This is a genomic window from Burkholderia lata (assembly GCF_902499335.1).
Lineage (GTDB): Bacteria > Pseudomonadota > Gammaproteobacteria > Burkholderiales > Burkholderiaceae > Burkholderia > Burkholderia lata_B.
This window is the reverse complement of record NZ_CABVQK010000002.1, coordinates 657,004-671,274: the sequence shown is the minus strand read 5'-3', so window position 1 is coordinate 671,274 and position 14,271 is coordinate 657,004. Positions and strand designations below refer to the sequence as shown.

Sequence of the window (14,271 nt, the reverse complement as noted above, 5' to 3'; positions counted from 1 at the left end):
AACGCGGCGCTTTCCTTTTCCATGGATCGCGGCTGCGCGCGTCGCGCGGCCGCACGTTTGATCGAAGGTTGTTCCAGTCATGTCACGTCTGAAGGTTCTTTACGGTTTTCATGCGGTGACCGCACGTTTGCGGCACGATGCATCGACGGTTGCGGAGGTGCTGTACGACCAGACGCGCCGTGACCGCCGCATGCAGGACTTCCTGCACACCGCGAAGGAAGCGGGCGTGCGGCTGATCGCGGCCGACGAAACCCGCCTGTGGGGCCTCGCGCACACCGAGCGTCACCAGGGCGTCGTCGCGCGTGTCGAGGACATCCCGCTCGCGCAGAACCTGTCCGAGCTGCTCGACGGCATCCAGGGCCCCGCGTTGCTGCTGGTGCTCGATGGCGTCACCGATCCGCACAACCTCGGCGCATGCCTGCGTGTCGCCGATTCGGCCGGCGCACACGCGGTGATCGCGCCGCGCGACCGTGCGGTCGGCCTGAACGCAACCGCGGCCAAGGTGGCGAGCGGCGCGGCCGATACGGTGCCGTACATCACGGTGACGAATCTCGCCCGTGCGCTGCGCGAGCTGAAGGACGCCGGCGTGTGGATCATCGGCACGTCGGACGAGGCATCGTCAACGCTCTACGAAACGAAGCTCGACGGCCCCGTCGCGCTCGTGATGGGCGCGGAAGGCGAGGGCATGCGCCGGCTTACGCGCGACACCTGCGACGAAGTGATGAGCATCCCGATGGCCGGCAGCGTGGAAAGCCTGAACGTGTCGGTCGCAAGCGGCGTATGCCTGTACGAAGCCGTGCGCCAGCGGCGTGTGAAGGGCTGACGCAGCCCGTCCCGCGCGCCCTGCGCGGGCCTCGAATGACCCGAACGACGCGTGCCGCGCTCCGATGCGGCACGCGGCTCTCCGGAGCTCGCGACCGATGACCCTGTTTCGCGCCGGCGCATCCTGCGCCGTGCTGTGCCTGCTGACGGCCTGCACGTCGCCGTCGCTCGTCGAACGCGGCACCTACTACGCCGACACGAGCCTGCACGCGCGCGGCGCCGATTCGCGGGTCCGCTTTCTCGTGATGCATTACACCGAAAGCGACGAGGCGAAATCGCTGCGCACGCTGACGGGCGATTCGGTCAGCGTGCATTACGTCATCCCGCCGCAGCCCCGCATCGAGCGCGGGATGCCGGTCGTCTACCAGCTCGTTCCGGAATCGGCGCGCGCATGGCATGCGGGCGTCAGCGAGTGGCAGGGTACGACCGAGCTGAACGCGGTGTCGATCGGCATCGAGAACGTGAACCGCGGCCCGCTGGATCCGCAGAACCGCACCTGGCAACCGTATCCGCCCGAACAGGTCGCGGCGCTGACCCGGCTGTCGAAGGACATCGTCGCGCGCTACGGGATTCCGCCGACGCGTGTGGTCGGGCACAGCGACATCGCACCGCAACGCAAGATCGATCCGGGGCCGCTGTTTCCGTGGCATGCGTTGGCCCAGGCCGGCGTCGGCGCGTGGCCGGACGATGCGACCGTGGCCGCGCGGCTCGGTGGTCGTGATCTGCATGCGCCGGTCGACGTGCGCGAACTGCAGCTCAAGCTCGCGCGCTACGGCTACGACGTGCCGACCGACGGCGTGCTCGATGCACGTACGCGACGCGTGTTCGCGGCGTTCCAGATGCATTTCAGGCCGTCCGACTATGCGGGCAACCCGGACGCCGAAACCGACGCGATCGCGCAGGCGTTGCTCGACAAGTACTCCCCCGGCACGCAACCGGCGGACAACGCGCCCGCGGCGGGCGCGCCCTGAACCGGTAGCGGACCGCACGCCGAAAAACGCGGGGCGTCATCCGAGTCCGGTAAACTGGCGGTTTTCCGCAATCCCGCAGCATTCCCACTCCATGACTCAAGACGAACTCAAACGCCTCGTCGGCCAGGCCGCCGCCGACTACGTGATCCAGAACGTGCCGGAAGGCGCCGTGATCGGCGTCGGCACCGGCTCGACCGCCAACTGCTTCATCGACGCGCTCGCCGTCGTCAAGGCGCGCTATCGCGGCGCCGTGTCGAGCTCCGTCGCCACGACCGAACGCCTGAAGTCGCACGGCATCAAGGTGTTCGACCTGAACGAGATCGACTCGCTGCAGGTGTACGTCGACGGCGCCGACGAGATCGACGCGAGCGGCGCGATGATCAAGGGCGGCGGCGGCGCGCTGACGCGCGAGAAGATCGTCGCGTCGGTGGCCGATACGTTCGTCTGCATCGCGGACGCCAGCAAGCGCGTACCGGTGCTCGGCGCGTTCCCGCTGCCGATCGAAGTCGTGCCGATGGCGCGCACGGCGATCGGCCGGCGCGTGACCGCGCTCGGCGGCGTGCCCGTGCTGCGCGTGACGAAGGACGGTGCGCCGACGATTACCGATAACGGCAACGAGATCATCGACGTGAAGGGGCTGCAGATCGCCGATCCGCGCGGTTTCGAAGCGCAGGTGAACGCATGGCCGGGCGTCGTGACGGTCGGCCTGTTCGCCGAGCGCGGCGCGAATCTGTGCTTGCTCGGCACGGAAAACGGCGTTGAAACGATCGTTTATTCGGCTAATTGAAAGACACGACAAGCAGTCCGTAATGATGTGTCACACGCCGTAATGGACTGAATGTTTAAATCTTGTGGAAATCGGGGCCCGGTAGGCGCAATGCGCTTCCCGGGCCTTATTTTTAGCCGTATAAATCACCCCGTCAAAAAGAGGGATAACCCTGTCAGGTGTTTACCAGATAGCGAAATATCCTCGAACTCATCAACTTATAGATCATAAGAACAGTCGTAACCAGGGCCGGCGGAACTGCGGAGCAGGTGTTCGCAAATCGACGCACGGGGAGGTGTCATGGAGCAGGGCAAAGACCGGTCACTGGTCGCCAAAGTGATGGATGGGCTTGTCTCGGGTATCGTCGAGGACAAGTACGGCGGCATCTTGCCGCCGCAGGACGTGTTGTCGAAAGAGTTCGATGTGAGTCGCACCGTGATGCGGGAAGCGTTGTCGATGTTGCTTGCGCGCGACATGCTCGACGTGCGTCCGAAAGTCGGCACGCGCGTGCGGCCGATGCGCGACTGGCGGATGATCGATGAAGACGTGGTGAGCTGGCGATTTCGGGCGAAACCCGATCCGCAGTTCATGCGCGACGTCATCGAATTCCGGATGCTGATCGAACCGCGCGCAACCGCGCAGGCGGCGGTGCGTGCGACAGCGGCGGACATCGCGGGCATCCGCGAAGCGTTCGATGCGTTCAAGGTGCTGCAGCCGGGAGACCCCGGCTACGACACCGCGGACGAGTTGCTGCACACGCGGATCGTCCAGGCGAGCGGCAATCAGTTCTTTCAGCAGATGGCGGCGATCGTGCGCGGTGCGGTGCGCCTCGTGAATCCGCGTGTCGTGCAGAAGGAAGGTGCGCACGAGATCGTGGTGAAGGCGCACGCGCGTGTGGTCGACGCGATCGAGCGTCGCGATCCGCGCGAAGCCGAAGCCGCTTCGCTCGCGCTGATCGATTTCAGCGCCGACGAGATCTCGCGCGATTTCTCCGTCGACGTGCCCATGCGCGCCTGACGCTGCGTGTGTCGCTCATCCGTGTGCCGCCGGGCCGTTTATCATGACGGCCGGCCGGCAGCGTGCCGGCCACCGTTATACGACCGACACGGAAGATCAGGATGAACGACAACGACCATCGCAAGGTGCGCTTCGGTATCATTGGCGCAGGCAGTATCGCGTGCCGCTTCGCGCAAAGCCTCGCACACGTGCCGGGCGCCACGCTCGCCGGTGCCTGGGCCCGCCGCGCCGATGCTGCGGCAGACTTTTGCGGCGCGTACGGCGGTACGCCTGCTGCAAGCCTCGAAGCACTCCTCGCGAGCGATATCGACGCGGTCTACATCGCGACGCTTCACGACAGTCACGCGCAGTACACGCTGGCCGCACTTGCCGCCGGCAAGGCCGTGCTGTGCGAAAAACCCGCGACGCTGAACGCGGCGCAGCTCGACACTGTGCTGCGTGCAGCACGCGACGCTGGGCAGCTCTTCATGGAAGCGATGAAGCCGCCGTTCTTTCCGCTGTACCGTCAGCTGCGCGCGCACCTGCGTGACGATCCGATCGGCGAGATCCGGCTCGTACGGGCGGGGTGCGCGTCGTCGTCGGTGCCGGACGACCATGCCGTCTATCGCCTCGATCGCGCGGGCGGTGCGCTGCTCGATATCGGGATCTACGAGGCGTTTCTCGCGGTGGACTGGCTCGGCGCGGCGCTCGATGTGCAGACGCTCGGCCGCGTCGGCGCAACCGGGGTCGACCTGTTCGCCAGCCTGAACAGCGTGCATGCGAACGGCGGGATCGCGCAGATTTTTTGCGGGCTCGACGTGATGGGGCGCGGCGACGCGCTGATCGCCGCGGCCGGCGGCCACGTGACGATTCACGAGAAGTGGTGGAACCCGGCGCGCGCGACGATCCGCTATGCGGATGGGCGCACCGTCGAACTCGACGCACCGGTCGACGGCGGCGGGCTGAACTACGAGACCGCGCATTTCTGCGACCTGCTGCGCGCGGGCAAGACCGAAAGCCCGATCATGACGCACGACCATTCTCGGCAGATGATTGCGATGACCGACGCCGCGCGCGCGGCACTCGGCGTGCGCTATTCGGGCGAGTAAGCGGGAAGGCGGGAGCCGGGCACGCGGGTGCGGCCCGGCGGATGGCGTGCGCTTAGTGCCGCGACGGCAGCGACAGGCGTTTTTCGTACCAGCGCTGCACCCATTCGAGGATCTGGCACAGGATCCAGTACACGGCCGCGGCGGCGAGATAGAGCGGTAGCGGCTGATAGGTCGCCGCGATCACTTCCTGCGCGCTGCGCAGCAGTTCGGTCACGGTGATCACGGACACGAGTGACGTGTCCTTGATCAGGCTGATCAGGCTGTTCGACAGGCTCGGCACCGCGATGCGCAGCGCCTGCGGACCGATCACGTAGCGCAGCGTCTGCCCCCACGACAGCCCGAGGCTGTACGAGGCGAGCCACTGGCCGCGCGCGATCCCGTTGATCGCGCCGCGCATGCTTTCCGACATGTAAGCCGCGACGTTCGCGGACAGCGCGATGACGCCGGCGGGCGTCGGGTCGAGCGAGATGCCGAGGCTCGGCAGCCCGTAATAAATGACGAAGATCTGCACGAGCAGCGGCGTGCCGCGCATCAGGCTCACGTACGCGCGTGCCAGCCACGCGAGCGCGTTGACCCAGATGCGTTCGAAGCCGTCGAGCGCTTCGCTTTGCCGGATGCCCATCATCGCGAGCACGACGGCACCAAGCAGGCCGAACACCATCGACAGCACGGCGAACTTGACGGTCAGAACGGCGCCTTGGGCGAGCACCGGCAGCGATTGGACGAGCAGGGACGTTGTCGACATGGAATACGAATCGAATGCGTGCGCGAAAGCGCAATCATAAACCGGACGAATAAAACAAAGGGCGGCATCGTCACGGATGCCGCCCTTTCCGGCCCGCCTTCAGGCGGGAAATGCAGGCGTGCTTACTTGATCGGCTTCGTCACGTCGATGCCGAACCACTTGTCCGAGATCTTCGTGAACGTGCCGTTGGCCTGGAGTTGTGCCATCGCGTCGTCGATCGCCTTCTGGAACTTCGGGTTGCCCTTCTTGAACGGGATGCCCGACGGGTTCGCCGAACCGACGTTCGCGCCCGGGCGCAGCGGCAGTTGCGAATTCTTCGTCAGGTACGCGAGCATCAGGCGGTCGTTGAGCGCCGCGTCGAGACGGCCGGCCGCGAGATCGCGCAGGTACTCGGGCGCGCCCGGGTACGTCTTCACGTCGATGCCGGGCACCGACTTCGCCATGTCCATGTAGTTCGTGCCGAGCGCGACGCCGAGCTTCTTGCCCTTCAGGTCTTCCAGCGACTTGAATTCACGCGTGTCGTCCTTGCGCTGGATCAGCTGCGCGGACGAGAACGTGTACGCCGGCGAGAAGTCGAGCGTTTCCTTGCGCTTGTCGGTGATGCCGACCTGGTTGGCGATCACGTCGAACTTGCCGGCCTGCAGGCCCGCGATGATGCCGCTCCATTCGGTCGTCACGAATTCCGCCTTCACGCCGAGCTTCGCGGCCACGGCCTTCGCGATGTCGACGTCGAAGCCGACGAGTTCGCCTTGCGGGTTCTTCGAGTTGAACGGCGGGAACGTGCCTTCGAGGCCGACCCGCAGCGTGCCGCGTTGCTTCACCTGGTCGAGGAGATCGGCCGCATGCGCGGTGGCGGCGGCGAACGACGTGCCGATCAGGCCGGCAACCAGCAGCTTCTTCAGCAGCGAAAATTTCATCGTGTGTTTCCTTGCCCTGTCCGGGTCATTGATTCTGGTAACGAGGTCGATGATAGCAAAAATGCAATCGACATCTAAATATCGTTTGTTTATGCCTATATTACGCGGTGCGTTCGCGGGCGATGGCCTTCACGCAGTCGGCGACGAGCGCCGGGCCGCGGTAGATGAAGCCGGTATAGAGCTGGACCAGCGACGCGCCGGCCGCGAGCTTCGCGCGGGCGTCCTCGCCCGAGAAGATGCCGCCGACGCCGATGATCGGCACCGCGCTGCCGACTTGCGCGTGCAGCTTGCGGATCACCTCGTTCGACGCGTCGAACACCGGGCGGCCCGACAGGCCGCCGGCTTCGTCCGCATGCGGCAGGCCCTGGACGGCCGCGCGCGACAGCGTCGTGTTGGTGGCGATGACCGCCTCGATCTTGTGGCGCAGCAGCGTATCGCCGATTTCCTTGACCTGTTCGTCGTCGAGATCGGGCGCGATCTTCAGTGCGAGCGGCACGAGCTTGCCGTGCAGGTCGGCGAGGCGCTGCTGCTTGTCCTTCAGCGCCGCGAGCAGCGCGTCGAGTTCGCCCGCGCCCTGCAGCTGGCGCAGGTTCTTCGTGTTCGGCGACGAGATGTTGATCGTCACGTAGCTCGCGAACGGGTACACGCGCTCGAGGCAGTACAGGTAGTCCTCGGCGGCGCGCTCGATCGGCGTATCGGCGTTCTTGCCGATGTTCAGGCCGAGGATGCCGCGATAGCGGGCGGCCTGGACGTTCTTCACGAACTGGTCGACGCCGTGGTTGTTGAAGCCCATCCGGTTGATCAGCGCTTCGGCCTGTGGCAGGCGGAACATCCGCGGGCGCGGGTTGCCGGGCTGCGGGCGCGGCGTGACCGTACCGACCTCGATGAAGCCGAAGCCGAGTGCCGCGAGGCCGTCGATGGCCGCGCCGTCCTTGTCGAGGCCGGCCGCGAGGCCGACCGGGTTGCGGAACGTGAGCCCCATCACGGTGCGCGGTGCGTCGGGCACACGGGCCGACAGCGCGCAGGCAAGGCCCGTGCGGCCGGCCGCGCCGAGCGCGCGCAGCGTGAGGTGGTGAGCGTCTTCCGCATCCATTTTGAACAGGGATGCGCGGGCCAGCGGATAGAGGGAACTGAACACGGGAATAGGGCGGACAGCCGGAATGAATGACAACCCGCTATTTTACCGGGAGTTGGGCGGCAGAGGCGCGCTTCGCTGCGTTACCCGTGCGGCGCGCGTCAGCCCGAGCCGGAATGCCCGCCCGGCAACGGCGCGCGCGCCAGCGCCGCGTCGACGGGCGGCAGGTCGATCCGTTCCGGATCGAGTATCTTCCAGCGGCCGTCGATCAGCCCTTCGAGCGGGTGGAAGTTCGCCTTGTAGGCCATCTTCGGGCTCTCGCGGATCCAGTAGCCGAGGTACACGTAGGGCAGGCCGAGGCTCTTCGCCTGCTCGATCTGCCACAGGATGTTGTAGGTGCCGTAGCTCGTGTGCTGGTCGTCCGGCTCGAAGAACGTGTAGACGGACGACAGCCCGTCGCCGAGGATGTCGATCATGCTGACCATGCGCAGCTTGCCGGGCTCGCCGCCCGGTGCGTCGAGGTCGCGGAATTCGACGAGGCGCGAGTTGATCCGGCTCTGCAGCAGGAACTGCTCGTACTGGTCGCGGCTGTCGCGATCCATGCCGCCACCGGCGTGGCGCGCGGACTGGTAGCGCATGTAGAGCGCGTAGTGCTCTTCGTCGTAGTGCAGCGGTGAAACCGTCGCGACGAGCGTGCGGTGCCGCTTCCACATCCGGCGCTGCGTGCGGGAAGGCGCGAACGCGTCGACCGGGACGCGCACCGGCACGCAGGCACGGCAGCCGTCGCAGTACGGACGATACGTGAAGACGCCCGAACGCCGGAAGCCGGCCTTGACGAGCTCGGTGTAGATGTCGGAGTTGATCAGGTGGCTCGGCGTCGCGACTTGCGAGCGCGCGACGCGGCCGTCCAGATAGCTGCACGGATAGGGCGCCGTTGCATAGAATTGCAGCGCCGAAAGCGGTGAAAGCGGCAGCTCAGTCGGGTGAGTCATGGGCAGCTCTCGTTGCAGGGAGGGAGTGCCGCGCTAGCGCTCGATCCCGGAGGGGGGCGCCGTTTCGGCGCGGCCCGTCAGCGCGGCGAGCACGCGCTTGTCGAACTGCCACGGAATCGGCGGTTCGGCTACCGCGCTGCGCACGTGAGCGACAAAGGCCTTGCGTGCGATCTCGCGGCCGCCGAGCGACGCTAGATGCGACGTATTCTGCTGGCAGTCTATCATTTCCAGCCCCTGCTCGCGAAGGTGTGCGACGAGCGTGGCCAGCGCGATTTTCGATGCGTCGGTCGCGTCCGCATACATCGATTCGCCGAAAAACATCCGCCCGAACGACACGCCGTACAGGCCGCCGACGCGTCGCCCGTCGTGCCACGTCTCGATGCTGTGTGCGTTGCCGGAGCGGTAGAGCGACGTGTACGCGTCGATGATCTCGGCCGTGATCCACGTGCCGCGCTGTCCGCGGCGCGGCGCCTGCGCGCACGCGCGCATCACGCCCGGAAAGTCGTAGTCGACGCGCACTTCCCATTCAGGCTCGCGCAGTACGCGCTTGAGCGTCTTGCGCAGCGACGGCGACACCTTGAATTCCGCCGGCACGAGAATCATGCGCGGGTCGGGGCTCCACCACAGCACGGGCTGGCCGTCCGAATACCACGGGAAGATGCCGCGCAGGTACGCGTCGATGAGGCGCGACGGCAACAGGTCGGCGCTCGCGGCGAGCAGCCCTGGCGCGCCGGTCGCGGGGCCGAGCGCGCGTTCGATGGGCGGAAACGGATCGTCCGGGCCGAGCCAGGGGACCATGGGGCGGGGGCTCAGCCGTTGCGCAGCGAGCGGAAGATATCGCCGGTGTGCACGCCGTAGTCGCCCGCGGCGCGATCGGCGAAGAAGAATCGCAGGGTCTGGCTGACGGTCGGGAACGCGATCTCGTCCCACGGGATGTCGGCTTCGTCGAACAGCTTCACTTCGAGGCTTTCCTCGCCGGCCTCGAACGCCGGATCGGTGAGCCGCGCGAGGTAGAACAGGTGAACCTGGTGCACGTGCGGCACGTTGAGCAGCGTGAACAGGTTCTGCACCTCGACACGCGCGCCGGCTTCCTCGAGCGTTTCGCGTGCGGCGGCTTCGGCCGTCGTCTCGCCCATTTCCATGAAGCCTGCGGGCAGCGTCCAGAACCCGTAGCGCGGTTCGATCGCGCGGCGGCACAGCAGGATCTGATCGCCCCAGACCGGGACCGTGCCGACGACGTTGCGCGGATTCTGGTAATGGATCGTGCCGCAGTGATCGCAGACGAAGCGCTCGCGGTTGTCGCCCGGAGGAATGCGCGCGATGACTTCGTGACCGCAGACGGAGCAGAATTTCATGTCGAGTGGAAGGGACGAGGTGATGCGAGTGTATCACCGGGGCGCGGCATTCTTGAACGCCTGCGCGTGCAGGCCGCGTGTCGTACGAAGCGGAAGGTGCGGGCGCGCGAAGAGGGCGGGGAGTACGACGGAAAAACAAAAAGCCCGGCACAGGGCCGGGCTTTTTGCATGAATCTGGACGTTGGTTGCGGGGGTAGGATTTGAACCTACGACCTTCGGGTTATGAGCCCGACGAGCTGCCAGACTGCTCCACCCCGCGTCCGTCGAAGAAATGAATTATATGGGTTATCCCGAATGCGTGCAAGCGCTTTCTGACAATTTCTTGTCGCGGCTTGTGGGGCCGGTACGGCGGGTGCGTGCGCTAGAATCGAGCGGTTTGTTTCGTCTCTTCTGCAGCGGGGCCGTGCGCGATCGCATCGGCACCGTTGCGACTCTCATTACTGTATCGACGGATTCATGGACATCGCTCACGATCTGCAATCGATCGGCGCGCAGGAACAGGCGCTCGTGTTTCCCCATTTCGACCCGGCCCGCGCGTGGGCGCTCGGCAGTCGGATGCATGCGCTCGCGACGTCGCGTGGCCATGCGGTCGCGATCGACATCGTCACGTTCGGCCAGCCGCTGTTCTACGCGGCGCTCGCTGGCGCCACGCCCGACAATGCCGACTGGGTGCGCCGCAAGCGCAACGTCGTCGCGCATTTCCGCCGTAGTTCGTACGCCATCGGCCTGCGCATGCAGCAGGCCGGCGCGACGCTCGCCGACAAGCACGGGCTGCCGATCGCCGAATATTCGCCGCACGGCGGCTCGTTTCCGCTGACCGTTGCCGGTGCCGGCGTGATCGGCTCGATCACTGCATCGGGGCTGCCGCAGCGCGCGGACCACGAATTCGTCGTCGAGGCGCTGTGTGCGGAGCTCGGCCACGATTACGCCGTGCTGGCCCTCGCAAGGAGCTGAGCGATGCAACTGCCCGGTTACGCATGGCTCGCGATCGCGATCGTCGCGGAAGTGATCGGCACGTCCGCGCTGCGCGCGGCGGATGGCTTCACGCGTCTCTGGCCGTCGCTGCTCGTCGTTGCCGGCTACGGCATCGCGTTCTACTGCCTCTCGCTCACGTTGCGCACAATGCCTGTCGGCATCATCTATGCAGTCTGGTCGGGCGCCGGCATCGTGCTGATCACGCTCGTCGCGATGCTGCTCTATCGCCAGGTGCCGGACCTGCCGGCCGTGATCGGCCTTGGCCTGATCATCTCCGGCGTCGTGGTATTGAACCTGTTTTCGAAGATGCAGGCGCACTGAGCGTGCGACTGCCATTTGCCGGATGACCTCATGACCGATCCCAATTCCGCTGTCGTTTCCGCCGAATCCGCCCAGCCCGACGTACGCGCGTATGTCGCGAACCGCATCGGCTTTCTCGAACTGAACCGGCCGAAGGCGCTGAACGCGCTGTCGGTCGGCATGATCCGGCTGATGCAGCAGGCGCTCGACGCGTGGCGCGACGATCCGGAGGTCGTCGCGGTCGTCGTACACAGCCCGCATCCGCGCGCGTTCTGCGCGGGCGGCGACGTGCGCTTCTTCCACGATGCGTGGCAGCGCGGCGACCGCGATGCGGTCGACACGTTCTTCATCGAGGAATACACGCTGAACCACACGATCTTCGCGTATCCGAAGCCTTACATCGCGCTGATGCACGGCGTCGTGATGGGCGGCGGCATGGGGATTTCGCAGGCGGCGCGGCATACGGGCGGCCTGCGCGTCGTGACCGATTCGACGAAGATGGCAATGCCGGAAACGCGTATCGGCCTGTTCCCCGACGTCGGGATGAGCTGGTTCCTCGCGCGCACGCCCGGTGCGATCGGCCGCTATCTCGCCGTGACCGGCGCGACGCTCGACGCGGCCGGCGCGCTGTACGCGCAGCTCGCCGACGTCTATCTGCCCGATGCCGCATTGCCGGCGCTGCTCGATACGCTGCGCAGCGCGCGCATCGACACCGGCGAGCAGGCCGTCGCGTGCGTGACCGATGCGGCCGCCGCACACAAGGTCGTGCCGACCCCCGACACGTCGGCGCTGGCCGACGCGCGTGCCGGGATCGACCGGCATTTCGCGCAGCCGGACATCGGCGCGATCCTCGCTTCGCTCGACGCCGAGCAGGATTGCGCGGCCGTCGACGGATGGATCGAGAAGGCGACCCATGCGATGCGCGAACAGTTGTCGCCGTTGTCGATGGCCGTGTCGCTGGAAGTCGTCGAACGTGCACGCGGCGCGACGATGGCCGACTGCCTGCGGCGCGATCTCGATCTCACGCGCTCGACATTTGCGCGCGGCGACGTGATCGAAGGCGTGCGCGCATTGATCGTCGACAAGGACCACCAGCCGGCCTGGCGCTTCAAGTCGTCCGCCGATATCGATCGCGCGGACGTGCTCGCGATGTTCGACAGCCCGTGGACGCCCGACACGCATCCGCTGCGGAATCTGCAGGACTGACCGACGCACGAGCTGGAAACGAAAAGGCCGCCTGCACATGCAGGCGGCCTTTTTCATGGATGTCGGCCGGTTGACGGCCGAGGCGCGTAACGCTTGCGCGCGCGTTACTCGTCGCCTGCGTCGTCCGACATGAACGCACGCATGAACACGAGCGCGCCGAAGCCCCATACGGCATTCGCCGCGAAGCCGGCCGCGAGCACGGGCATCATGTTGCCCGACGGCCAGATGCCGCGCAGCGGATCGATCGCGAACACGCGGGCGGCCGTGAGCACGATGCCGCCGAATACCAGCGCACCGATCCACGACGCCTCGCGTTCCGGCGAGACGCGCAGCAGCCACGCCATCGGGATCGCGCAGCACGCACTGATCAGCGCATTCGCGACAAATTCAGGAATGCCGAGCGGCGCGAACGGCTGCGTGGAGAAGCCGGTTGCGGCGATCAGGTCGGCCGTATGAAGGAGTGCGAGCGTGGCTTCGCGGAAGAACAGGGCGGCCAGGAAGCCGGACAGGAATGGCAGGATGACTTTCTGCATCGATGAGTGCACCGCAGGCACGCACGGCCGGGGCCGTCCGCGCGGAGTTATTCGGATAGGTGCGTCATTATAGGGCCCGCCCGCCGCGATATTCGCTCCAGCGTCGTGCTAATCACGAAAGCGGAAAACCTAAGCTAAAAAAAATCGTTCCAAAGCCCTGCACCGATCCCTAGACTGATTTCCCAGAAACAGCCGTGCAATCGCGTCCTCGCCCGCTGCACGGCCTGACCGGCGAGCCATCCCGATTCGAACGCACACCATGCATGCGCCGCTGATCCGCGACGCGAGCAGGGCGGTGTTTTTTCAAATTCCGGCAAGGACAGTCAAGCAGGAGCAGCAGATGAATGTGTTCTGGTTTATCCCCACGCACGGCGACAGCCGCTATCTCGGCACGGCCGAAGGTGCGCGCGCCGCGGATTACGATTACTTCAAGCAGGTCGCGGTTGCGGCCGATACGCTCGGCTACGAGGGTGTGCTGCTGCCGACCGGCCGTTCCTGCGAGGATGCGTGGGTCGTTGCGTCGAGCCTCATCCCGGCGACGCAGCGCCTGAAATTCCTGGTCGCGATCCGTCCCGGCATCGCATCGCCGGGGCTGTCGGCGCGGATGGCCGCGACGTTCGACCGCCTGTCGGGCGGCCGCCTGCTGATCAACGTCGTGACGGGCGGCGATGCCGCCGAACTCGAAGGCGACGGCCTGTTCGCGGATCACGACACGCGCTACGAAATCACCGACGACTTCCTGAACATCTGGCGCGGGCTGCTGTCCGCGTCGCACGACAACGGCGGGTTCGACTACATCGGCAAGCATCTGCAGTCGAAGGGCGGCAAGGCGCTGTATCCGCCCGTGCAGCGTCCGCATCCGCCGCTGTGGTTCGGCGGCTCGTCTCCGGCCGCGCATGAGATCGCGGCCGATCACATCGACACCTACCTGACCTGGGGCGAGCCGCCCGAGGCCGTCGCGAAGAAGATCGCCGATATTCGTGCGCGCGCGGAATCCCGCGGCCGCAAGATCAAGTTCGGCATCCGTCTGCACGTGATCGTGCGTGAGACCGAGGACGAAGCATGGCGTGACGCGGAGCGCCTGATCAGCCGCCTCGACGACGAAACCATCGCACGCGCGCAGAAGGCGTTCGCGAACATGGATTCGGAAGGCCAGCGCCGGATGGCCGCGCTGCACGGCGGCAAGCGCGGCGGCCGCGAGGCGCTGGAGGTGTATCCGAACCTGTGGGCCGGCGTCGGCCTCGTGCGCGGCGGTGCGGGCACCGCGCTCGTCGGCAATCCGGAGCAGGTCGCGGAGCGCATGCGCGAATACGCGGATCTCGGCATCGAAACCTTCATCCTGTCCGGCTATCCGCACCTGGAGGAGTCGTACCGTTTCGCGGAACTCGTGTTCCCGCTGATCAAGGGCAACGGCGCGGCGAAGGCGACCGGCCCGCTGTCGGGCCCGTTCGGCGAGATCGTCGGCAACAGCTATCTGCCGAAAGCGGCCCAGAGCTGAGCGACAGGAGG

Annotated in this window: 16 protein-coding genes and 1 tRNA gene; 9 read left to right on the top strand and 8 right to left on the bottom strand. The window is 66.4% G+C overall.

Annotation, left to right across the window (positions count from 1 at the left end; genetic code table 11):
• Nucleotides 1–79 precede the first annotated feature (79 nt).
• The 5 genes from rlmB (at nucleotide 80) to BCO18175_RS07320 (ending at nucleotide 4,664) form a co-directional block, all read left to right on the top strand.
• The gene (gene rlmB, locus BCO18175_RS07340; RefSeq protein WP_174912508.1) at nucleotides 80–823 is read left to right on the top strand and encodes a 23S rRNA (guanosine(2251)-2'-O)-methyltransferase RlmB; all 744 of its coding nucleotides are present in this window, start codon (nucleotides 80–82) and stop codon (nucleotides 821–823) included.
• A 97-nt stretch (nucleotides 824–920) separates the two neighbouring features.
• Nucleotides 921–1,793 (top strand): N-acetylmuramoyl-L-alanine amidase, encoded by an 873-nt coding sequence (locus BCO18175_RS07335; RefSeq protein WP_174980050.1) that lies wholly within the window; start codon nucleotides 921–923, stop codon nucleotides 1,791–1,793.
• A 91-nt stretch (nucleotides 1,794–1,884) separates the two neighbouring features.
• Nucleotides 1,885–2,580 (top strand): ribose-5-phosphate isomerase RpiA, encoded by a 696-nt coding sequence (gene rpiA, locus BCO18175_RS07330; protein ID WP_174980049.1) that lies wholly within the window; start codon nucleotides 1,885–1,887, stop codon nucleotides 2,578–2,580.
• Nucleotides 2,581–2,859: 279 nt separating this feature from the next.
• Nucleotides 2,860–3,576, top strand: coding sequence for a FadR/GntR family transcriptional regulator (locus tag BCO18175_RS07325; RefSeq protein ID WP_011351849.1), 717 nt, complete (start codon nucleotides 2,860–2,862; stop codon nucleotides 3,574–3,576).
• Between the two features lie 101 nt (nucleotides 3,577–3,677).
• A complete protein-coding gene (locus BCO18175_RS07320) occupies nucleotides 3,678–4,664 on the top strand; it encodes a Gfo/Idh/MocA family protein (RefSeq protein WP_174980048.1) in 987 nt (328 codons plus the stop codon).
• Nucleotides 4,665–4,716: 52 nt separating this feature from the next.
• Here BCO18175_RS07320 and BCO18175_RS07315 read toward each other — a convergent pair whose 3' ends face one another.
• From BCO18175_RS07315 to BCO18175_RS07285, 7 genes are all read right to left on the bottom strand, one after another.
• A complete protein-coding gene (locus BCO18175_RS07315) occupies nucleotides 4,717–5,409 on the bottom strand; it encodes an amino acid ABC transporter permease (RefSeq protein ID WP_174912497.1) in 693 nt (230 codons plus the stop codon).
• Between the two features lie 122 nt (nucleotides 5,410–5,531).
• On the bottom strand, nucleotides 5,532–6,326 hold the full coding sequence (locus BCO18175_RS07310) for a cystine ABC transporter substrate-binding protein (RefSeq protein WP_174980047.1): 795 nt from the start codon (nucleotides 6,324–6,326) through the stop codon (nucleotides 5,532–5,534).
• A 100-nt stretch (nucleotides 6,327–6,426) separates the two neighbouring features.
• The gene (locus BCO18175_RS07305; protein WP_174969188.1) at nucleotides 6,427–7,464 is read right to left on the bottom strand and encodes a quinone-dependent dihydroorotate dehydrogenase; all 1,038 of its coding nucleotides are present in this window, start codon (nucleotides 7,462–7,464) and stop codon (nucleotides 6,427–6,429) included.
• A 98-nt stretch (nucleotides 7,465–7,562) separates the two neighbouring features.
• Entirely contained in the window at nucleotides 7,563–8,393 is an 831-nt protein-coding gene (locus tag BCO18175_RS07300; RefSeq protein ID WP_011351853.1) for an arginyltransferase, read from the bottom strand.
• Nucleotides 8,394–8,426: 33 nt separating this feature from the next.
• Nucleotides 8,427–9,191: a leucyl/phenylalanyl-tRNA--protein transferase gene (gene aat / locus BCO18175_RS07295; protein ID WP_174969187.1), complete on the bottom strand. Its 765-nt coding sequence runs from the start codon at nucleotides 9,189–9,191 to the stop codon at nucleotides 8,427–8,429.
• An 11-nt stretch (nucleotides 9,192–9,202) separates the two neighbouring features.
• Entirely contained in the window at nucleotides 9,203–9,748 is a 546-nt protein-coding gene (locus BCO18175_RS07290; RefSeq protein ID WP_011351855.1) for an NUDIX hydrolase, read from the bottom strand.
• A 182-nt stretch (nucleotides 9,749–9,930) separates the two neighbouring features.
• Nucleotides 9,931–10,007 (bottom strand) — tRNA-Met (locus tag BCO18175_RS07285).
• A 197-nt stretch (nucleotides 10,008–10,204) separates the two neighbouring features.
• On the opposite strand from BCO18175_RS07285, the gene BCO18175_RS07280 reads away from it, so the two are divergent.
• From BCO18175_RS07280 to BCO18175_RS07270, 3 genes are read left to right on the top strand one after another with little or no spacing between them, the layout of a single operon-like run.
• Nucleotides 10,205–10,702, top strand: coding sequence for a heme-degrading domain-containing protein (locus BCO18175_RS07280; RefSeq protein ID WP_174912485.1), 498 nt, complete (start codon nucleotides 10,205–10,207; stop codon nucleotides 10,700–10,702).
• A 9-nt stretch (nucleotides 10,703–10,711) separates the two neighbouring features.
• Complete coding sequence (locus tag BCO18175_RS07275) at nucleotides 10,712–11,044, top strand: DMT family transporter (RefSeq protein ID WP_438820487.1); 333 nt, start codon at nucleotides 10,712–10,714, stop codon at nucleotides 11,042–11,044.
• Nucleotides 11,045–11,074: 30 nt separating this feature from the next.
• Nucleotides 11,075–12,229 carry an enoyl-CoA hydratase/isomerase family protein gene (locus BCO18175_RS07270; protein ID WP_174980045.1) on the top strand — a complete coding sequence of 385 codons (1,155 nt, stop codon included), beginning with the start codon at nucleotides 11,075–11,077 and terminating at the stop codon, nucleotides 12,227–12,229.
• A gap of 104 nt (nucleotides 12,230–12,333) precedes the next feature.
• On the opposite strand, the gene BCO18175_RS07265 is transcribed toward BCO18175_RS07270, so the two are convergent.
• A complete protein-coding gene (locus BCO18175_RS07265; protein WP_006484223.1) occupies nucleotides 12,334–12,762 on the bottom strand; it encodes a hypothetical protein in 429 nt (142 codons plus the stop codon).
• A gap of 340 nt (nucleotides 12,763–13,102) precedes the next feature.
• Here BCO18175_RS07265 and ssuD point away from each other — a divergent pair, with 340 nt between their 5' ends.
• The gene (gene ssuD / locus BCO18175_RS07260) at nucleotides 13,103–14,260 is read left to right on the top strand and encodes an FMNH2-dependent alkanesulfonate monooxygenase (protein ID WP_174912479.1); all 1,158 of its coding nucleotides are present in this window, start codon (nucleotides 13,103–13,105) and stop codon (nucleotides 14,258–14,260) included.
• The last annotated feature ends 11 nt before the right edge of the window (nucleotides 14,261–14,271 follow it).